We start from the raw sequence: 20,012 nt of genomic DNA, 5'->3' as shown, positions 1-20,012 counted from the left end.
ACGGCAGATGTGCGGGCACGGCCCGGCCGGAAGCATTCGGGACGTGACCGAACTCCAGATCCTCGACCTCACCAAGGAGTACCGCGGCGGCAGACGCGCGGTCGACTCCTTCTCGCTGACGCTCCGGCCCGGCGTGCTCGGCCTGCTCGGCGCCAACGGCGCCGGCAAGTCGAGCCTGATGCGCATCCTGGCCACGGTCACCCGGCCCACCTCGGGGCGGGTGCTGTGGGAGGGGGTGGACATCGCCCGCCGGCCCGGGCCGCTGCGCCGCGCCGTCGGCTACCTGCCGCAGGACTTCGGCGTCTACCCGCAGCTCACCGCCCGCGAGTTCCTCGCCTACCTGGCCGCCGCCAAGGGGCTGCGGCGGCGCTCCGCCGCGGCCCGGATCGAGCAGCTCCTCGACCTGGTCAACCTCACCGGCGCGGCCGGGCAGCGGCTCGGCGCGATGTCGGGCGGGATGCGCCAACGGGTCGGCATCGCCCAGGCGCTGCTCAACGACCCGGCGCTGCTGATCGTGGACGAGCCCACGGTCGGGCTCGACCCGGAGGAGCGGCTGCGCTTCGGCAGCCTGCTCAGCGGGCTCGGCGCCGACCGGATCGTCGTGCTGTCCACCCACATCGTCCCGGACGTCGCCGCCACCGCCGACCGGATCGCGGTGATGGGCGGCGGGCGGCTGCTGCACCACGGCAGTCCGGAGGAGCTGCTGCGCGGGGCCGAGGGCTCCGTCTGGGAGCTGACCGTCGCCGCGGACGGGCTCCCGGCGCTGCGCTCGCGCTTCCCGGTCGGCGCCACCACCCGCACCCCGGAGGGCGTCCGGGCCCGGGTGCTCTCCCGGCAGGCGCCCGCGCCCGGGGCGCGGCCCGTACCGCCCCGGCTGGAGGACGCCTACCTGCTGCTCACCGCCGACCGCACCGGGCCCGGGCAGCCGGAGGCGGTGAGGCCATGGTGACGCGCATCGGGGCGCTGGCCCTGGCCGACTTCCGGGAGCGCCGGCGCCGGCCCGGCTACCTGGTGGTGCTGCTCGGCACGCTCGCGCTCGGGCTGCTCGCCGCGCCGGTGGGCGACTCCCGCTGGGAAGTGTTCCAGGTGACCGACCTGCACGGCCGCTACACCAGCGGCTACGTGGGGACGGTCACCGCGCTCGGCGGCGCGGTCTGGCTCTCGCTGGCCGGCTTCGGGATCGCCCGGGGCGGCATCGGGCGGGACGAGCAGAGCGGTGTCGGTCGGCTGCTCGCCGCCACCCCGCTCAGCCGGGCGGGCTACCTGGCGGGCAAGTTCGTCGGCAACCTGCTGCTGTTCGGCTCGATGCTGCTCGCGCTCGCCGGGACGGCGCTCGCGGTGCAGCTGGTCAAGGGAGACTCGGGCCGGGTGGACGCGGTGCGGCTGCTGCTGCCGTACGTCCTGATCACACTGCCGCTGCTGGCGGCGGTGGCCGGGTGCGCGGTGCTCTTCGACACCGTGCCCGGGCTGCGCGGCGGGCTGGGAGCGGCGGTCTGGTTCGCGGTCTGGCTGGTGACGGTGCTCGGCGCGCAGGCCGGCGGCGGGCCGGACCTGCTGGGCATGCGGCGGATCACCGCCTCGATCCGGGAGTCGCTCGCGGCGGGCGGGCGGCCGGTCGCCGGGGTGGAGTTCGGCGTGGGCCTGACGGCGGACAACCGGGTGCTCGGCACCTTCGACTGGCCCGGGCTCGGGCCCGGCGAGGCGGGCGGACCAGCGGCCACGGGGGTGCTGCTGGTCGGCGCGGCGGTGGGGATCGCGCTGGTCGGGGCGCTCTGGTTCCGGCGCTTCGACGGGGATCCGGCCCGGCGGGGCACCGGGCGGGCGCGGCCAGGCAGGGCGGGCGGCGGGACCATCGGCCCCGGCCCCGGCGTCGCCGCCGAGCCGGCGGGCTTCGCCCTGGGGCCCGCCCGACCGGCCGCTCCCCGGCAGGGGCGGATCGGCTTCGACGCGCTGCTCGGGGAGCTGCGGATCCTGGCGCGGGGGCAGCGGCTCTGGTGGGCCGGGGCGGCCCTGCTCGCGGTGGCCGCGGCGGCCGTCGCACCGGACGGGCCGAGCCACGCGGTGCTGCCGTTCGCGGTGCTCTGGCCGATGCCGCTCTGGGCCCGGATGGGCCACCGGGCCGGCGGCGGCAGCACCGAGCAGCTGCTCGCCGCCTGCCCGTCCCCGCTGCGCCGGGGGCTGGCCGGGCTGCTCGCCGGGATCGTCCCGGCACTGGCGGTGACGGCCGTGCCGGCCCTGCGGCTCGCCGCCGCCGGGCAGTCCCGGGCGGCGCTGGGCGCCGTGGCGGGCGCGCTGCTGGTGCCCGCCCTGGCCCTGCTCTGCGGCAGCCTCAGCCGTGGGCCCCGGCTGTTCCAGACCGTCTACCCGATGCTCTGGTACGGGATGGTCAACCACGTCTCCGGGCTGGACTTCCTGGGCGTCTCCGGAGACCGCGCCCCGGCCCCGGCGGCGGTCGCGGGGCTGGCCGCCGCGCTGGCCGCGGCCGCGCTCGCCCTGGAGGCGATACGCCGGGCCGTGCGGTGAGGGCGGCGCGGTGACCGCGTGCGGCCGTCACCGTACGGCCCCGGCGTCCTGCGGTGGGCCGGGCGGAGGAGGCGCGGTTCCCCCACCGGGGGGAGCCGGTCCCTCCCCGGGGCGGAGGCCGCGGGCGGTGGTGGGCTGGGAGCTTGGAGGGGTCGGGCAACAGCCCGAACTCCCTTGACGCATCGAAGGATCGACCATGCGCAAGCTCACCGCCGCCATCGCGCTCGCCACCGCCGTCACGGCCCTCGCCGCCGGGACGGCCGGCACCGCCGGCGCCGCGCCCGCCGCTGTGCCCGCGGCCGTACCCGTACCTGCGGCCGCGGCTGCGGCGACCGCAGGACCGGCCGGGCACCTCGCTCTGCGCGGCTGGACGCTGCTCAACGAGCACGGCCCGGGCGCCAACCCCGGCGAGCGGCTCACCGCGCAGGTCAGCGCCCGTACGGTCGACGGCCGGGCCCGGGGGCACGCCGTGGTGCAGCACGTCTTCGACAAGGACGGCACCATCCGGGCCGAGTTCGACGTCGACTGTCTGACCGTCGACGCGGACGGCGCCGTCACGGTGACCGGGCCGATCTCGCGGATGGTGCTCACCCCGCTCGGCGGCGAGCCGCAGCCCTTCCAGCCCGGGCAGCACCCCGAGGCCGGTCTGACCTTCTACCCGGCCGACGGGCACGGCGAGCGCCGGGTCGGCTGGGAACGGACCGACCCCACGAGGCACACCGAGGTCACCCGGTGCGGCACCGTCCCGGCCGGTTTCTGGGTCATCGGAGGCGGCACCGTCCTGCACCGGTAGCGCCAGGGCGGCGACGACACCGGCGGGCCCGCCCGGCGCGGCGGGCCTGCGCCGACTCCCGGCTGTCTGCGCAGGCAGCCGGGAGTCGGCGACGGTCAGCCCGGCGTCAGCTGCCCGTCAGCGCCGCGCGCCACCGTAGTGGGCATGACGTCGATCACGGCGGTCTCCAGCTGCCTTCCCGACACCGTCCCGATCGCCCGCTTCCAGCGGCGACTCCAGCTGACGGACGTCCAGTTGCGGCGCTACCAGCGCTTCTACGGGCTCGCCGAGGTGTGCCGCGACCCGGCGGCCACCGAGACCGAGCTGCTGCTGCGCGCCGCGACCAAGCTGGTCGAACTACGCGGCCAGGAACAGCGCGTCAAGTACGTCCTCCAGGCCCGCACCATGCCCTCGCCGCTGCCGTACCCGCTGACCGCGCTCGGGCCGCTCCAGGCCGAACTCGGCCTGGAGCACGCCGCCGCGTTCGTCGTCTCGCACCACGCCTGCGCCTCCGGCCTGCTCGCCCTGGACCTGGCCGGCACCCTGCTCGCCGCCGACCCGGACCCGAACGCGCTCGCCCTGGTCGTCGCCGGGGAGAAGGCCTTCACCGCGCAGACCCAGTCCATCCCGGACGTCACCGTGATGGGCGAGGGCACCGCCGCCGTCCTGGTGAGCGCGGACCGCTCCGGCCCGGACCGGATGACGGGCTACGCGGCGCGCACCTACCCGCGGTTCGGCGACGAGTTCATCATGGGCGAGGTCGCCGCCAAGGAGTTCCAGGACCTCTACGGGCCCGGCCTGTGCGAGGTGATCGCCGCGGCGCTGGCCGAAGCGGGCTGCGGGATCGACGAGTTGGCGCTGGTGCTGCCGCACAACGTCAACCGGCTGTCCTGGCTCGGCGTCTGCAAGGACCTCGGGCTGCCGCTGGAGAAGGTCTTCCTCGACCCTTCCCGCCGGGCCGCTGGAGCCGCCGGAGCGGGCGGACGGCCTGGCCGACGTACGGCTCCCAGCTCTTGAGCCTGAGGGCTCGCTCCTCCGGGGTGAGGCGGCGGGGGCCGCGGCGAAGCCGCCGCGCAGCGCCGAAGGCGCAAGCAACCCGGGCCGAAGGCCCGTGACCGGCCACCAGCAGCTGCTGGACCCCGGCCCGGCCGCCGCGACCTTCCAGATCCAGGCGCTGCTCAGCACCGCCGAGACCGAACCGGCCGCGGCGGGCCGGACCGCCCTGGTCACCGCCGTCGACCGGGACGGCGCGGTCGGCTGCGCGGTGCTCCGCCTGCTGGCCCCGGCCACCGTTCCCGCCGCGACCACCACCCCGAAGCAGACCGCCCCGCACCCGACCACCCCGAACCCGACCGCCCCGAACGGAGCCGACGCATGATCGCCCTGGTCAGCGGCGGCTCCCGGGGCATCGGCCGGGCGATCGTGCTCCGCCTCGCCCGGGACGGCTACGACGTCGCCTTCTGCTACCGCGCCGACGCCGACGCCGCCGACCGGCTGGTCAAGGAGGCCGGGGAGGCCGGCACCCGGATCACCGCGACCCGCTGCGACGTGGCCGACTCCGCCGCGGTCCGCGACTGGTTCGCCCGCACCGAGCGCGACCTCGGCCCGGTCGACGCCGCGGTCACCTCGGCGGGCATCGCCAGGGACCGTCCGGTGATCCTGATGCCCGAATCCGACTGGGACGAAGTGCTGCGCACGCACCTGGACGGCGTCTACCACGTGTGCCGCGCGGCGGCCTTCGCGATGAGCAAGCGGCGCACCGGAGTGATCGTCAACCTGTCGTCAGTGTCCGGGATTTACGGTAACGTCGGCCAGGCCAACTACGCCGCCTCGAAGGCGGGGATCATCGGCTTCACCAAATCCCTGGCCAAGGAGTGCGGCCCGCGCGGCGTGCGGGCCAACGTGGTCGCCCCGGGCCTGATCGCGACCGACATGGTCGGCGGGATGTCCGGGGCAGCGCTGGAACGGATGCTGGGGAGCGTTGCGCTCGGGCGGGTCGGCAAGCCGGAAGAGGTGGCCGACCTGGTCTCCTTCCTGCTGTCCGACCGGGCGGCGTACATCAGCGGGTCGGTCTTCGAGATCCACGGCGGCGGCACGTTCTGATGGTCCGACGAGTGGGGGCGGGAATGCGGGAAGTGCAGGGTCCGACGGCCGGGGGCGGCAGAGACCACTACGACGCGATCGTGGTCGGCAGCGGCCTCGGCGGACTGGTCAGCGCGGCCTACCTGGCCGCCGACGGGCGCAGCGTGCTCGTCCTCGAACAGCACGACGTGGCCGGCGGCAACGCCCACGTCTTCCGCCGCCGGCGCAAGTACGAGTTCGACGTCGGCACCCACTACGTCGGCGACTGCGGGCCGGACGGCATCTTCCCCGCGATCCTGTCCGGACTCGGCGTCCGCGACCGGGTGTCCTTCCGCCCGATGGACAACGAGCAGGGCTTCGACCGGATCATCACCCCCACCGCCACCCTGGACGTGCCGGCCGGCTGGCCGGGCTACCGGGACCGGCTGCGCGCGGCCCTGCCCGAGGAGGCCGAGGGCGTCGACCGCTTCGTCCACCTCGCCGAGACGGTGGCCGGAGCCACCCGGGAGGCCCTGCTCGGCCGCCCCATGGTCGACCTGTTCCGCCAGTACCCGGACACCATGCGCTGGGCCCGCCGGGCCCGGACCCTCGCCGAGGCCCTGGACCACTGCGGCCTCTCGCCCAAGGCCCGCACCCTGCTCGCCGCCCAGGCCGGCAACTACGGCACCATGCCGGACGGCATCACCTTCGCCGAGCACGCCGCGATGCTCGACCACTACCTGCGCGGCGCCTACTACCCGGAGGGCGGCGGGCAGGTCCTGGTGGCCGCCTTCGTCGAGGCCCTGGAGTCGTACGGCGGCGAGCTGCGCACCCGCTGCGAGGTGCGCCGGATCCTGATCGAGGAGGGTCGCGCCACCGGCGTCGAACTCACCGACGGCACCCGGATCTCCGCCCCCCTGGTGATCTCCAACGCCGACTACCGCCGCACCGTGCTCGACCTGTGCGGCGGCGAACGGGCCTTCCCCGCCGACCTGGTCGACCGGACCCGCGCGGCCACCATGCGCGGCGCCCTGGTCGCGGTGTACATCGCCCTCGACACCGAGCTGCCCGGCCTGCCCAACGCCAACCTCTGGTGGCACGGCAGCGACGACATGGAGGCCGCGCACGCCGCCATGATCGAGCGCTGGGAACGCGACGGCACGGTGGACTCGATACCCCAGCTGATGTTCTCCTTCGCCTCCCGCAAGGACCCGGACGCCACCGCGGTCTGCCCGCCCGGCCACTCCAACTTCCAGCTGCTCACCCTCTGCCCGCCCGGCTACGACTTCTGGGGCGTCCGCGGCGGCCCGGTGGACGGCGAGCCCTACCGCCGCGACGCCGCCTACCAGGCGCGCAAGCAGCAGTTCACCGAACTGATGGTGACCGCCGCCGAGAAGGTGGTCGGCCCCTTCCGGGACCGCATCACCCACCTGGAGACGGCCACCCCGCTCAGCCACGAGCGCTACACCCGCAGCAGCGGCGGCACCCCGTACGGCATGGCCCGCTGGGGCAACGTCAGCAAGCGGCCCGACGTGCGCACCGACGTCGAGGGCCTGTACGTGGTCGGCCAGAGCACCCGCTTCGGCAGCGGCCTGAGCGCGGTCGCCACCGGCGGCATCGTCGCCGCCGGGCAGATCCTCGACCGCCCGCTGCTGACCGAGGTCGCCGCGGGCGCCGTGCTCGGCGACCCGGCCAGGCTCCCCGACCGCGGCCCCGACTGGGACCCGCTGCTGGTCTCCCGCGGGCGCGCCCGGCAGGGCGCCAAGGGCCTCGCCCGGATCGGCTGAACCCACTCCCGTACCGCACCCGAGCAGGAGCAGTGTTCCCATGACCAGTGTTCCCATGACCGGTGCCCCGACCTTCGCCGTCGTCCCCGGCGCCCAGGTGCACGAGGCCCTGCACGGCCACGAGCAGGACGTCATCGCCACCGTCGAGGCCGCCCGGCTGGCCGACGCCCGCGGCGAACGCCCGCGCCGGGTCGGCTTCTTCGGGGTCGGCCTGATCGCCCGCTACCTCCACACCTACCTCGCCGCCAACGGCTTCGACTTCACCGAGGCCGGCGTCCACGACCTCTCCGCCGACCACGCCCACGGCTTCGCCGACTACCTGCGCCGGGCCGAGGGCGAGGACCTGGCCGTCACCGTCCACGAGAAGCCCGAGGACCTGGTCCGCTCCGCCGACCTGGTCGTCTTCGCCACCGTGGCCGGCGAACCGCACGTGACGGACCCGGCCTGGTTCGCCCACCACCCGCTCGTGCTGCACATCTCGCTGCGCGACCTCTCCCCGGAGATCGTCCTCGACTCCTGGAACGTGGTCGACGACATCGACCACTGCCTCAAGGCCGGCACCTCCCCGCACCTGGCCGAACAGCGCGTCGGCCACCGCGCGTTCGTGGCCGGCACGCTGTACGACGTGCTCACCGGCACGATCACCCCGCCCGCCGACCGCACGGTGGTCTTCTCCCCGTTCGGCCTCGGCGTGCTCGACCTGGCCGTCGCCAAGCACGTCCACGACCAGGTCCTGGCGGCGGGCCGGCTGCACACCGTCCCCGACTTCTTCCACGAGCTCAAGCGCTACGGCTGACCCCACCCCTCCCCCCTTCCCCCGGCCCTCCTCCACCCTCCCCCCCTCTCCCCCACCCTCCGTCAGCGGCACGTCAGTTGAGCGTCAGCCGCCGCGGCGGAGAATCACCCCATGAGATCCTTTGCCACCCTGGCCGAGTTCACCGAGGCGACCGGCGAGCACCTCGGCTACAGCGACTGGCTGGTCGTCACCCAGGAGAGCGTCGACCGGTTCGCCGGCGCGACCGGCGACCTCCAGTGGATCCACGTGGACCCGGAACGCGCGGCCACCGGCCCCTTCGGCACCACCATCGTCCACGGCTACCTGACGCTCGGCCTGCTGCCGGCGATGATGCGCGCCATCTTCGCGATCGAGTCCGTCACCATGGGCGTCAACTTCGGCCTGGACAAGGTGCGTTTCCCGCACCCGGTGAAGGTCGGCGCCGGGTCCGCGGCGGCGCCCGGGTGACCAGCGTGCGCGAGACACCGGCCGGCCACCTGGCCGCGGTGCGGATGACCGTGGAGATCGAGGGCGAGACCCGCGCGGCCTGCGTCGCCGACACCCTCTCCCTCTTCCTCGCCACCCCGAAGGCGTCTCCCCAAGAGGGGAGTTAGTACCACCGCGCCCCGCACCCCACCGCCGCCAGAATGGTCCCCACGGCCACCACGGCCGGGAGCAGCACGCAGGCACCAGAGAGGAGCGCGTCCATGGACCGCACGATGCAGCTCGGGCCCGACCCGGCACCGGTCGAGATCAGGGGCTTCTCCGCTTCCGCCGGACTCACCGGACTCCGGCGCGCGTTGACGCTCTGCTGGCTCTCCGTCTCCGCCTTCGGCCGGTCCCTCGGACTCACCACCGCGATCTCCCTGGTCGGCCCCGGCCTCGGCCTGGTGCCCCGGGCGATGCAGCGGGTCCGCGCCCTGGCGGCCCATCAGCGCGGCCTGGCCGAGGACTGGTCGGGCGTCCGGATCCCGGGCCCGCCCGGACCGCTGCCGCCCGTCCCCGAGGGCGCCTCCGGGGCGATCGCCCGCTACCGCTGGATCATGAGCGACCCGCAGACCCGCCGGGAGTTCGCCTGGATCCTCACCGACCCGATCGCCGGCGGCCTGCTCGCCTTCGGCCCGATCGCCCTGGTGCTCAGCGGCCTCTGGGGGATCTTCCTGGCCTTCTTCGGCGTCCCGCTGTCCACCGAGTGGGACGGCCTCTGGTACCAGTTCATCCCGATCGACGGCCAGGCCACCGCCGTCCTGGCCGGTGTCCTCGGCCTGCTCCAACTCCCGCTCGCCCTCTGGACGGCGCCCCGCGCGGTGCGCCGGCACGCCCTCCACACCCGCTCGATGCTCGCCCCGAGCGAGCAGGAGCTGATGGCCAGCCGGATCGAGCACCTCACCACCACCCGCAGCACCGCGGTGGACACCCAGATGGCCGAGATCCGCCGGATCGAGCGCGACCTCCACGACGGCGCCCAGGCCCGCCTGGTCGCGATGGGCATGACCCTGGACGCCGCCGAGCACCTCCTGGAGACCAACCCGGACGCCGTCCGCGCCCTGCTGATCGAGGCCCGGGAGTCCTCCTCCAAGGCCCTGGAGGAGATCCGCAACCTGGTCCGCGGCATCCACCCGCCGGTCCTCGCCGACCGCGGACTGGCCGACGCCGTCCGGGCGTTGGCGATGGTCTGCCCGGTCCCCACCGAGGTCGCGGTCGACCTCCCCGGCCGCCCCGAGATGCCCGTCGAGTCCGCCGCCTACTTCGCCATCTCGGAGATCCTCACCAACGTCTCCAAGCACTCGCACGCGGACCGCGCCTGGATCGACATTCGCTACGATCACGGCATGCTGCGCGTCACCGTCACGGACACCGGCCGCGGCGGAGCCGACGCCACCCGCGGCACCGGCCTGCGCGGCATCGAACGACGGCTCGCCACCTTCGACGGCGTCCTCGCCGTCAGCAGCCCCGTCAACGGCCCCACCATGGTCACCATGGAGCTCCCGTGCGCATTGTCCTCGCCGAAGACCACTTCCTCCTGAGGGACGGCCTGATCCGCCTCCTCCAGGCCTACGGCCACGAGGTGACCGCCGCCGTCGACAACGGCGCCGACCTCCTCCGCGCCCTCACCGACCACCAGCCGGACGTCGCCGTCGTCGACGTCCGGCTCCCCCCCAACTTCACCGACGAGGGCCTGCGCGCCGTCCTCACCGCCCGCCGCACCACCCCAGCCCTCCCCGTCCTCCTCCTCTCCCAGTACGTCGAACCCCTCTACGCCCGCGAACTCCTCGCCAGCGGCGGCCGCGGCGTCGGCTACATGCTCAAGGACCGCGTCACCAACGGCTCCCAGTTCCTCGACTCCATCCGCCGCGTCGCCGACGGCGGCACCGCCATGGACCCCGAGGTCATCTCCCAACTCCTCATCCGCAAGGAACGCGACGAATCCGTCGCCGCCCTCTCCACCCGCGAACGCGAAGTCCTCGAATGGCTCGCCCAGGGCCGCTCCAACGCCGGCATCGCCCAGGGCCTCTTCATCACCGAGAAGGCCGTCGCCAAACACATCAGCAACATCTTCACCAAGCTCAACCTCCTCCCCACCGACACCGACAACCGCCGCGTCCTCGCCGTCCTCACCTACCTCGACCAATAACCCCCGGCACCCGCGCACCGGTCCTGCCCCCAGGCCGAGAAAAGGCAAAAGCCCCAGGTCACGGCGAGTGAGTCCTGGGGCTTCTACAGAGCCGCCTGCGGGATTCGAACCCGCGACCTACGCATTACGAGTGCGTTGCTCTGGCCAACTGAGCTAAGGCGGCACCGCTGCCACGTGTGGTGGCAACGCGGGTCAGTCTACACAGGTTCGCAGGTGATCCGTAGCCGGGGCGGTGGGGCCGGGGTGGGGCTGGGGTGGGGGTGCTGCGGCGGGTGGACGGTTTTCGCTTCGGTCGATCGCCGGTACGACGTTACGATGAGCGCCCCCCTGCCAGCCCCCTCCCCACTCCCGGAGCCACCGTGTTCGGTGTCAACGACCTGGCGACGTACGTCCTCGGCGCCCTCGTCATCATTCTGCTGCCCGGCCCCAACTCGCTGTACGTGCTGTCGGTCGCCGCCCGCAAGGGCGTCCGGACCGGGTACCGGGCCGCGGCGGGGGTGTTCGTCGGCGACCTCACGTTGATCAGCCTGACCTCGTTGGGGGCGGCCTCGCTGTTGAAGGCCAATCCGGCAGTGTTCGCAGTGGTGAAGTTCGGCGGTGCCGCGTACCTGCTGTGGATCGGGTTCGGGATGCTGCGGGCGGCTCGCCAGCTGTGGCGCGAGCACCGGGCCGAGGCAGATCCGGCGGGCGGTGCGGAGGCGGTGGAGGAGGCGGGTGAGCGGCCGTTCCGGCGGGCGCTGGTGATCAGCCTGCTGAACCCGAAGGCGATCCTGTTCCTGCTGTCGTTCTTCACCCAGTTCGTCGACCCGTCCTACGGGCAGCCGGTGCTCTCCTTCGCGCTGCTGGGCGGGATCCTGCAGACCTTCAGCATGCTGTACCTCTCGCTGCTGATCTTCGCGGGCACCACGCTCGCGACGGCCTTCCGTCGCCGCCGGCGCCTGTCCGCGACCCTGACCAGCGGTGTCGCCGTCCTGTTCGCGGGCTTCGCCGCGAAGCTGGCGGTCTCCTCCGCCTGAGCGGAGGCCCGGCCGGCCGCTCCCCGGGGCCACCCGGGGCTACCGGTCGCAGCGCTTGCCCTGGTCCGGCGCCTCCCCGGTGAGCAGGAAGCGGTTGACCGCGCCGTCGACGCAGCTGCTGCGCCGCCCGTACGCGGTGTGGCCGTCGCCGTCGTAGGTGAGCAGGCGGCCGGATTCCAGCTGTCCGGTGAGGGAGCGGGCCCACGCGTAGGGGGTGGCCGGGTCGCGGGTGGTGCCGATGACGACGATCGGGGCGGCGCCGGCGGCCCGGATGGTGTGGGCCGCGCCGGTGGCCCGGACGGGCCAGTAGGCACAGGTCAGGGCCATCCAGGCCATGTCGCGGCCGAAGTGCGGCGAGGCGCGTTCGAAGTCCGGCACCGCCCGCTGGACGTCCTCGGGCGAGCGGAACGGCGCGGGCAGGTCGAGGCAGTTGACCGCCGTGTTGGCGAACATCAGGTTGGGGTAGGAGCCGTCCGCCTCGCGCCCGTAGTAGGCGTCGGAGAGCTTGAGCAGCCCGGTGCCGTCGCCGGCCCTGGCGTCGGTGAGCGCGGTGCGCAGCTTGGGCCAGAGGAACTCGGCGTACATGGCCTGGACGACGCCGGTGGTGGCCTGGGCCTCGGTGAGCCGGCGCCCGTTGTCGGTGCTGGGCAGCGGGTGGGCGTGGACGGTCGCGAGCAGGGCGGTGAGCTGGTCGCCGACCTGCTGTCCGGTGCGGCCGAGCGGGCAGTCCTCGCGCTTGGCGCAGTCCTCGGCGAAGGCGGTCCAGGCGGTCTCGAAGCCGCCGGCCTGGGTGCGGTTGCCGGTGACGGAGTCGAGCGCCGGGTCCATGGCGCCGTCCAGCACCACCCGCCCGACCCGGGTCGGGAACAGGCCCGCGTAGGTGGCGCCGAGGAAGGTGCCGTACGACTTTCCGACGAAGTTGAGCCGCTCGTCGCCGAGCAGGGCGCGCAGCACGTCCATGTCGCGGGCGGACTCGACGGTGCTGAGGTGGCCGAGCGCGGTCCCGGCCTGCCTGCGGCAGCCCTCGGCGAACTCCTTGTCGACGGCGACCAGCGCGTCGACCGCCCCCTGGTCGCCGGGAGCCAGATCGGCGGCGGTGAAGGCGTCCATCCGCTCGCCGTTCAGGCAGCTGACCGGGTTGCTGCGGCCGACCCCCCGCGGGTCGAGGCCGACCAGGTCGTACCGGGCGCGCACCGTGCGGTCGTACGTCCCGGCGACGGCCTCCAGGTACTCGACCGCCGAGCCGCCGGGCCCGCCCGGGTTGAGCAGCAGCGAGCCCGCCCGGGGGGTGTCGGGCAGGGCGGCGGCGCGGGCGGCCGCGAGGGTGAGCTCACCGTCACCGGGGTGGTCGTAGTCCATCGGGACCCGGAAGGTGGCGCACTCGAAACCGCCGTCGCACGACTGCCAGGCCGGGTGCTGGGCGTAGTACGGCGCGAGCGCGGCGGGGACGGCGGCGGGCAGCGGCTCCAAGGGGGTGGCTCCGACGCCGGCACCGTCACCGTCACCACCACCGGGCCGCACCCCCGACCCCGCACCCGCGCCCGAGCCCGCCCCCGCACCCGTCGAGTCGGAGGAGGCCTGTCCGGGCACGCCGGACGCGCCGGACCCACCCGCCGGCCCCGAGGAACCCCGGCCGCACCCGCCCGCCGAGGCCGCCAGCAGCCCGACCGCGAGCACCACCGCAACCGCACGCAACCGCGCGGAGCCCCTCATCCGTCTCCTCCCAACCCACCAGTCCGAGAAACGCACGGGAACGAAGGAACACCGCTGCCCGGTACCCACCCCGGGCACCGGGCAGCGTAACGCCGGCTCGGCCGGCGCTCACGGCGCCTCCACCAGCGTCGCTCAGGAAGCCTTGGCCAGCGCCTCGGCCAGGAACTGTGCCGCCTGACGGACCAGTCGCAGCCGCTCCCGGTCCGCCGAGTAGTCCTGCACGTTGTCCGAGATCCGCACCTCGGCCTTGGCCGCCGGGCCCGGAGCGGCCTTGAGCGAGGCCTGCAGCTTGCGGGCCGCGTCGAGCCCGGCGGCGTCGCCCTTGGCGGCGGCGAGCAGCAGCTTGGCCGAGCTGCCCGCCGGGGCCTCGGCGCCGGTCTGGGTGAGCGCGGCGGTGTCGTAGCGGCCGGAGACGGCGGCGGCGGCGCCGTACAGGTCCGGGCGGGAGAGCCCGGCCGCGGCGGCGCACGGCGCGCCGCCGTCGACCCCGAGGGTGCCCCAGGAGGCCGGGCCGGGCTGGAGGGTGCGGAAGGAGGCGGCGATGGTGGTGCGCAGGGCCGCGTCGTCGGCGACGGCGGCCGGGGCGGCGGCGACCAGTTCGCAGGGGTGCGCGGTGCCGTTCGGCGCCTCGGGGGCGACCAGGATGAACGGACGGGCGCGGCCGGCCTGCAGGGCGGCGCCGACGCCCTCGAAGACGTCCGGGACCTCGGCGTCGGCGGTCTTGCCCGGGGTGGCGGCGTGCATCACGACGACCGGGAAGCGCGCGTTGGGCTCCTTGGCGTACTGCGCGGGCAGCCAGACCCGGACGTTGCGCGGCTTCCCGTCGGGGCCGAGCACGGCGGACTGCAGCAGTTCGCCGCCGCCCGGGTGCCCCACGCTGTCGAAGCGACTGACCACGGCGGGGGCGGCCGCCGACGCCGAGGCACCCGCCGCACCCGCCCCCGACGCACCTGCCGCACCCGACGCACCCGCCGCACCCGCGGCCGGCTCGGTGGCGACGGGCGGCGCCGCCTGCTGCCGGCCCGCCGTCCCCGGCGCGGAGCCCGACCAGGCCCCGGCCGCGGCCGCGTCGACAGCCGATTCGGTCCGGTCCGTCGAGGACGGGCCGTGCCCGAGACCACCGAACGCCCCGAGCGCGGTGAGCAGCGTCAACGCGGTGACGCACACCCCGCAGACCATCGCCCCTCCCGCCCGGACCAGCATCGGCCACCGGTCGCCCGCCAGTTCGTAGGTCGCGGCGGACTGCAGGTCGCGCCAGCGCTGGAGCGCACCACGCGCCAGCCAGAGTCCGCCGATGGCGGCAGCCAGCAGGGGAATGACGAGGAGCGGACGAACCACGGAACGCACCACCTCGGGACGAGGGCCGGCGCCGGACCGGACCCGGTGCCGTGCGGGGGGCGACCGCTCCGGCGGCGGGCCCTCCCGACGGGGAGGACCGGGGTACGGCCGGGGCACAGTCGGCCCCCAGCGTGCACAACGGGCACGCCGTCACACGCGGGTGTGCCCGGCGAGTATCGCCCGTTCACTCGAAGGTGGGACGCCGGACCGACCCCCGGCACCTCCGGGCGGCGTACGGCCCCTGCCCCACCGCCGTCCGCACGGCCGCAGAGCCACACCAGCTGACGACCTGACGAGCCGACAACCCGACAGCCGCTCAACCGCCCAACCGCCCCCGACCGGGACGCCCCTCAGCCCGCCCGCAGCGCCATCGTCATCGCCTCGACCGCGAGCAGCGGGTCCACGTTGCGGTCCAGCGCCACCCGGCAGGCGAGCACCGCCTCGATCCGGCGCAGGGTGTTCTCGGCCGTCCCGTCCCGGGCGACCCGGTCGAGCGCCTGCCGCTGGTCCTCGTTGGCGAGCACACCGGTGGAGCCGAGCTGGATCGCCAGCACGTCCCGGTAGAACCCGAGCAGGTCGAGCAGCGCGACCCCGAGCGTCTCCCGGCGGGTGCGGGTGGCCCGGCTCTTCTGCCGCTTCTCCAGCTCCTTGACGGCCCCGGCCATGCCGCGCGGCGCCTTGCTGCCCTCGGCGGCGCCGTAGGCGGCCTTGAGGTCGTCGGTCTCCTTGGTGTCCTGGGTCTCGGCGAGGGCCTCGGCGTCCGCCTTGGCGGTGTCGACCAGGCGCTGGGCGGCGGTCAGGCAGCCGCCGATGTCGGCGACCTCCAGCGGGATCCGCAGCACCTCGGCCCGGCGGGTGCGGGCCTGCTCGTCCACGGCGAGGCGGCGGGTGCGTTCGATGTCGCCCTGGCCGGCGAGCGCGGCGAGCCTGGCGGTCTCCGGGTCGACGCCGTCACGGCCGACCAGCATGTCGGCGACCGCCTCGGCGGCGGGCGTGCGCAGCACCAGCAGGCGGCAGCGCGAGCGGATGGTCGGCAGCACGTCCTGGACGGAGGGGGCGCACAGCAGCCAGACGGTGCGCGGGGAGGGCTCCTCCACGCCCTTGAGCAGCGCGTTGGCGGCGGCCTCGGTGAGCCGGTGGGCGGCGTCCACCAGGATCACCGACCAGCGGCCGCCGGTCGGGTAGCTGGAGGCGCGCAGGACCAGGTCGCGCATGTCGCCGACGCCGATGGACAGGCCGTCCGTCCGCACGTACTTGACGTCGGCGTGGCTGCCGGCCAGCACGGTGTGGCAGCCGTCGCAGAACCCGCAGCCGGGCGTGCCGCCCAGCGCGAGGTCGGGGCTGGTGCACTGGAGGGCGGCGGCGAAGGCGCGCGCGGCGGTGACCTGCCCGGCGCCGGGCGGGCCGGTGAACAGCCAGGCGTGCGTCATCAGGGAGGCGTTCCCGCCCTGGTCGGCGGCGGCGCCGCGACCGGCCTCGACCGTCGCCCCGGCCGCCCGGGCCGCGGCGGTCAGCTGTTCGACCACCCGATCCTGGCCCACCAGGTCGTCCCAGACGGCCACTGCTGCTCCCAAGCTCCGTACGGCAGCGCGCCAGGCGCCGATTCCCCGCCGTCGAGCATACGTCTCCGCTCCGACAGCCACTGCTCCGTCCGAGGCGCACCGGGCCGCGAACGACGGCCGAACCGCCGCCGCCCCGCCCCGCACCCCCGCCGAGCCCACGGCCGAACTCACAGCCGAACTCACGGCCGAACCCACGGCCGACAGCCGCGCGCCCCGGGTACGACGACGGGCGGTGCCACCCCGGGGCTCCCCCGGTGCGACACCGCCCGTCCTCCAACCGGCCGTCGGACCTCCCGGCCAGCGCTGCTCAGCTGCGTCGGCCCCAGCGGCGGCTCTTGCCCTTGTCCTTGCCCTTGCCGCCGTCCTCGCCGCGGTCGTCCCCGCCACCGCGGCCGGGGTCGGCCCGGTCTCCGCCGTGCTCCCAGTGCGCCCACTCGTCCCGCGAGCCGAGCAGCGTGTCGGTGAGGCTCGGCAGGTCGTCCATCGGCGTCTCCTCGGCCCAGTCCGGCCTCGGCCGCTCGGCGGTGGACTGCGACTCGCCGGACTGTGACTCGCCGGCCTGCGGAACCACCGGCAGCTCACGGGTACTGTCCACCGGCTCGCCGGGACGCCCCGGACCGACCCGCGGCAGCACCGCCGTCTCGTCCACGGCGGGAACCCTCGGCAGCACGGCCGTCTCGTCCACCGCAGGCACCTTCGGCAGCACCGCGGTCTCGTCGACGGCCGGCACCTTCGGCAGCCGGGTGGTCGCCTCAACAGCCTCAGCCGCCCTCGCGGCCTTAGCGGCCTCAGCGGCCTCAGCCGCCCGGACGGCCGCCTGCCGGTCCTGCGGCGTCAGCTCCCGCGTCGCCTCGTCGCCGAGGCCGCCCGCCGCGTCCCGAGAAGTGTCCCGAGGCGCGTCCCGAGGCTCGTCCCGAGGCGTGTCCCGAACCGCCCGGAGCTCCGCCGTCGCCGCCGCACCGGCCCGGTCCGCAGCCGTCTGCGCCGCAGCAGCCGCAGCCGCGAGCGCGGCGGCCTGCGCCAGCCGGGCCTCCTCGGCCCGCTGCAGCGCCTCCTCCGCCCGGCGCCGCTGCTCCTCGCGCGCCAGCTCCCGCTGCCGCTGGAGCTCGGCCTGGGCGGCCGCCTCGTCGGCGATCCGCTTCCGTTCGGCGGCCTCCGCCGCCAGCCGGACCTCTTCCTCCGCCCGACGGCGAGCCTCTTCCTCGGCCCGGCGACGGGCTTCCTGCTCGGCCCGGCGGCGGGCCTCCTCCTCGGCCTTGCGCCGCGCCTCGGCGGCGACCCGCTCGGCCTCCTCCTTGGCGAGCCGCTCCTGCTCGGCCTGCTCGGCCCGCAGCTGCGCCAGCACCTCCTGGCGCTTGCGCTCGGCGGCCTCCTCCTCGGCCTTCCTGCGGGCCTCCTCGGCAGCGCGCCGCTCGGCCTCCTCCTTGGCCAACCGCTCCTGCTCGGCGCGGGCGGCCTTCTCCTGCTCGGAGAGCGGCAGCTCGCGGTCGAGCCGGTGGCGGATGGCGGTGGTGACGAAGCCGGGGGCCTGGCTGCCGTCCACCACCAGGTAGCGCGCCGGGTCGGCGGCCGCGAGGGCGAGGAAGCCGGCCCGGACCCGCTGGTGGAACTCGGTGGGCTCGGACTCCAGCCGGTCGAGCGCCTCGGTGAAGCGCTGCCGGGCCCGGGTCGGGTCGACGTCCAGCACCACGGTGAGGTCGGGCAGCAGTCCGCCGGTCGCCCAGCGGGAGATCCGGGCGACCTCGGTGGCGGCCAGGTCGCGCCCGGCGCCCTGGTAGGCGATGGAGGAGTCCATGTACCGGTCGGTGATCACCACGGCGCCGCGGGCGAGGGCCGGCCGGATGACGTTCTCGACGTGCTCCGCGCGGTCGGCCGCGTAGATCAGCGCCTCGGCGCGGTGCGACAGGCCGGTGTTGCCGACGTCCAGGACGAGGCCGCGCAGCCGCTGGCCGACCGGGCTGCCGCCGGGCTCGCGGGTGAGCACGACCTCGTGCCCCTTGCCGCGGATCCACTCGGCGAGTGCCTGGGCCTGGGTGGACTTGCCGGCGCCGTCGCCGCCCTCCAGGGCGATGAAGAAGCCGGTGCCGGCGCCCCGGTGCGGCACCGGGCCGCTGCCGCCGCGGACGGCGTCGACCAGGTCCCGGCCGAACGGCACGGTGCCGCGCCGGTCGTCGGTGCGCAGCAGCACGACGGCGGCGAGGACGAGGGTGAGCAGCCCCGCGGTGGCGACGGCGAGGGCGCCGCCGCCGTGGATGAAGGTGAACGAGCCGGGCTCGACGGTGCCGTACTCGACGTCCCCGTACCCGGCGGCGATCAGCGGGACGACGACCAGCGCGGCGGCGACCACGGCCCGCAGCACCGCGTACAGGTGCTCGGTGACCTTGGACAGCCGGGCCTCCTCGACCTCCTGGGCGAGCAGGCCCCGCCCGGCGGAGACGACGATCCCGGCGGCCAGTCCGGCCAGCACGGTGAGCAGCAGGACCAGCACGAAGTCCAGCACCAGCCCGGCCAGGATCAGCGCGACGCCCTCGGCGAGCAACGCCAGCGCGAGCAGCCGGCGGCGGGAGAGCGAGGGCAGGGTGGCCCGGGTGAGCCGGGCGCCCAGCGCCGGGGCACTGGCCGCGGCGAGCACGACCAGGCCGTAGCCGATCGGTCCGGCCCGGTGCTCGGCGGCGGTGAGCAGCGCCAGGGCGGCGACGCCCGCCATCGAGGCGTAGCCGGCCGCGACGGCGAAGGTGAAGTACGGGGCGCTGCCGGTGCGGCCCTTGCCCAGGGCGGGGCCGGGGGTCGCGTCGGTCGGGGCGCGCAGGCCGGTCAGCGGCGAGTGCGGGGCGACGGCCACGGGGCCGCCGGGCAGCTGCTGGAGGTGGCCGCGGACGGCCGCGGCGGTGAACAGGCCGGCCGCGCCGAGCGCCGCGAAGGTCAGCTGGTGGGCGCGCAGCCAGTCCGAGCCGAGCGCCGCACCGACGTTGTTGACCAGGGTGAACGCGACCAGGCCGAGGGCGCCGAGCGGCACGGTGACCCAGCCGGTGAACCGGTCGATGCTCCGGACGGTGTCCAGGTTGGCGGCGGCCGGCCGCCGCTCGGCGGCCGGGGCGTACGGGTTGGCCGGCGGCAGCAGGCCGGGGACGGCGACGGCCCTGGCGATCCCCCGGACCCGCTCGGCCGTACCGGTGAGGAACACGGTGGCGAGCAGCACGTAGCCGGCCCCGCCGGAGGGCCGGGGGCCGGAGCCCAGCCAGACCGTCCACCAGGGCGCGAGCCCGATCAGCAGGGCGCTCAGCGCGTCGGCGCCGACCAGCGTCCAGCGCCGGTCGAGCTTGCCGGCGACCAACTGGTGCACCGGCTCCAGCAGCGCCACGCCGACCAGCCCGGTGGCCGCCACCCGGGCGGCGAGGACGGCTGCCACGGCGAAGGCGAGGCTGCGCGGCAGGTCGCCGAACTGCCCGCCCTGGGCGACGGCGATCACGGTGAGCGCGAGCAGCACCAGCAGCCCGAGCCGGTCGGCGGTGCCGCCGATCAGCTGGGTGGTCCACAGGCGCCGGTAGGGCCTGGTCCGCAGCAGCGCCCGGGCCCGGTCCACCGGGGTGCCGGCGGGCGCGACCTCGGGCAGGTCGGGCCCGGTGGCTCCGGCGGCCGGGGCGGCGCTGGGGGTGGGCTGCTCCTCGCTCGTCATACGGTCAGCGTAGCGGGCTGGGCTTTGCCGGATTGAGACGAAGGGGGTTCCGGTTCGCCCTCATCACCGGCCTGTGACGATCCCTGCACAGAGCTCGGGCCCGCGCCCCCTGGTGGGGGACGCGGGCCCGGTGCCGCCGTCGAGCCGCCGTCGA

Annotated in this window: 14 protein-coding genes, 1 tRNA gene and 2 pseudogenes; 12 read left to right on the top strand and 5 right to left on the bottom strand. The window is 75.5% G+C overall.

Going from position 1 to position 20,012, the window contains the following annotated elements; translation table 11 throughout:
• Positions 1-7 precede the first annotated feature (7 nt).
• The 11 genes and pseudogenes from ACFY2K_RS00220 to ACFY2K_RS00170 all read left to right on the top strand — a co-directional run bounded on the left by ACFY2K_RS00220 (position 8) and on the right by ACFY2K_RS00170 (position 10,553).
• Positions 8-949 carry an ABC transporter ATP-binding protein gene (locus ACFY2K_RS00220; protein WP_380529409.1) on the top strand — a complete coding sequence of 314 codons (942 nt, stop codon included), beginning with the start codon at positions 8-10 and terminating at the stop codon, positions 947-949.
• Positions 943-2,523, top strand: coding sequence for an ABC transporter permease subunit (locus tag ACFY2K_RS00215; protein WP_387708942.1), 1,581 nt, complete (start codon positions 943-945; stop codon positions 2,521-2,523). Before ACFY2K_RS00220 ends, ACFY2K_RS00215 begins: the two co-directional genes overlap by 7 nt.
• A gap of 196 nt (positions 2,524-2,719) precedes the next feature.
• Positions 2,720-3,316, top strand: a complete 597-nt coding sequence (locus tag ACFY2K_RS00210; protein ID WP_380529413.1) for a hypothetical protein — start codon at positions 2,720-2,722, stop codon at positions 3,314-3,316.
• Between the two features lie 144 nt (positions 3,317-3,460).
• A complete protein-coding gene (locus tag ACFY2K_RS00205) occupies positions 3,461-4,312 on the top strand; it encodes a 3-oxoacyl-ACP synthase (protein WP_387708939.1) in 852 nt (283 codons plus the stop codon).
• Positions 4,313-4,406: 94 nt separating this feature from the next.
• The gene (locus ACFY2K_RS00200; RefSeq protein WP_387708936.1) at positions 4,407-4,673 is read left to right on the top strand and encodes a hypothetical protein; all 267 of its coding nucleotides are present in this window, start codon (positions 4,407-4,409) and stop codon (positions 4,671-4,673) included.
• Complete coding sequence (gene fabG, locus ACFY2K_RS00195) at positions 4,670-5,398, top strand: 3-oxoacyl-ACP reductase FabG (protein ID WP_387708934.1); 729 nt, start codon at positions 4,670-4,672, stop codon at positions 5,396-5,398. Before ACFY2K_RS00200 ends, fabG begins: the two co-directional genes overlap by 4 nt.
• 32 nt (positions 5,399-5,430) lie before the next feature.
• Entirely contained in the window at positions 5,431-7,143 is a 1,713-nt protein-coding gene (locus tag ACFY2K_RS00190) for a phytoene desaturase family protein (protein ID WP_387708931.1), read from the top strand.
• A gap of 136 nt (positions 7,144-7,279) precedes the next feature.
• Positions 7,280-7,939, top strand: a pseudogene (locus tag ACFY2K_RS00185) (2,3-diaminopropionate biosynthesis protein SbnB); the annotation flags it as partial.
• Positions 7,940-8,050: 111 nt separating this feature from the next.
• A pseudogene (locus ACFY2K_RS00180) lies at positions 8,051-8,532 on the top strand (MaoC family dehydratase).
• A 93-nt stretch (positions 8,533-8,625) separates the two neighbouring features.
• Positions 8,626-9,945, top strand: a complete 1,320-nt coding sequence (locus tag ACFY2K_RS00175) for a histidine kinase (RefSeq protein ID WP_380529423.1) — start codon at positions 8,626-8,628, stop codon at positions 9,943-9,945.
• Positions 9,909-10,553: a LuxR C-terminal-related transcriptional regulator gene (locus ACFY2K_RS00170; RefSeq protein ID WP_380588310.1), complete on the top strand. Its 645-nt coding sequence runs from the start codon at positions 9,909-9,911 to the stop codon at positions 10,551-10,553. The genes ACFY2K_RS00175 and ACFY2K_RS00170 overlap by 37 nt, the downstream gene beginning before the upstream one ends.
• 89 nt (positions 10,554-10,642) lie before the next feature.
• On the opposite strand, the gene ACFY2K_RS00165 is transcribed toward ACFY2K_RS00170, so the two are convergent.
• Positions 10,643-10,716, bottom strand: a tRNA-Thr gene (locus tag ACFY2K_RS00165).
• Between the two features lie 196 nt (positions 10,717-10,912).
• Between ACFY2K_RS00165 and leuE the strand changes: the two genes are divergently transcribed.
• The gene (gene leuE, locus ACFY2K_RS00160; RefSeq protein WP_375887555.1) at positions 10,913-11,569 is read left to right on the top strand and encodes a leucine efflux protein LeuE; all 657 of its coding nucleotides are present in this window, start codon (positions 10,913-10,915) and stop codon (positions 11,567-11,569) included.
• 39 nt (positions 11,570-11,608) lie between these two features.
• Here leuE and ACFY2K_RS00155 read toward each other — a convergent pair whose 3' ends face one another.
• From ACFY2K_RS00155 to tmk, 4 genes are all read right to left on the bottom strand, one after another.
• Positions 11,609-13,282: an alpha/beta hydrolase gene (locus ACFY2K_RS00155; protein WP_387708926.1), complete on the bottom strand. Its 1,674-nt coding sequence runs from the start codon at positions 13,280-13,282 to the stop codon at positions 11,609-11,611.
• A gap of 132 nt (positions 13,283-13,414) precedes the next feature.
• On the bottom strand, positions 13,415-14,620 hold the full coding sequence (locus tag ACFY2K_RS00150) for a hypothetical protein (RefSeq protein WP_387708924.1): 1,206 nt from the start codon (positions 14,618-14,620) through the stop codon (positions 13,415-13,417).
• A 350-nt stretch (positions 14,621-14,970) separates the two neighbouring features.
• On the bottom strand, positions 14,971-16,182 hold the full coding sequence (locus ACFY2K_RS00145) for a DNA polymerase III subunit delta' (RefSeq protein WP_375887698.1): 1,212 nt from the start codon (positions 16,180-16,182) through the stop codon (positions 14,971-14,973).
• Between the two features lie 307 nt (positions 16,183-16,489).
• Positions 16,490-19,858 carry a dTMP kinase gene (tmk, locus tag ACFY2K_RS00140; RefSeq protein WP_387708921.1) on the bottom strand — a complete coding sequence of 1,123 codons (3,369 nt, stop codon included), beginning with the start codon at positions 19,856-19,858 and terminating at the stop codon, positions 16,490-16,492.
• Between the last annotated feature and the right edge of the window lie 154 nt (positions 19,859-20,012).

Origin of the sequence: Kitasatospora sp. NPDC001309 (genome assembly GCF_042896295.1) — a bacterium.
Taxonomy (GTDB): Bacteria; Actinomycetota; Actinomycetes; order Streptomycetales; family Streptomycetaceae; genus Kitasatospora.
This window is presented reverse-complemented; position numbering and strand designations above follow the sequence as displayed.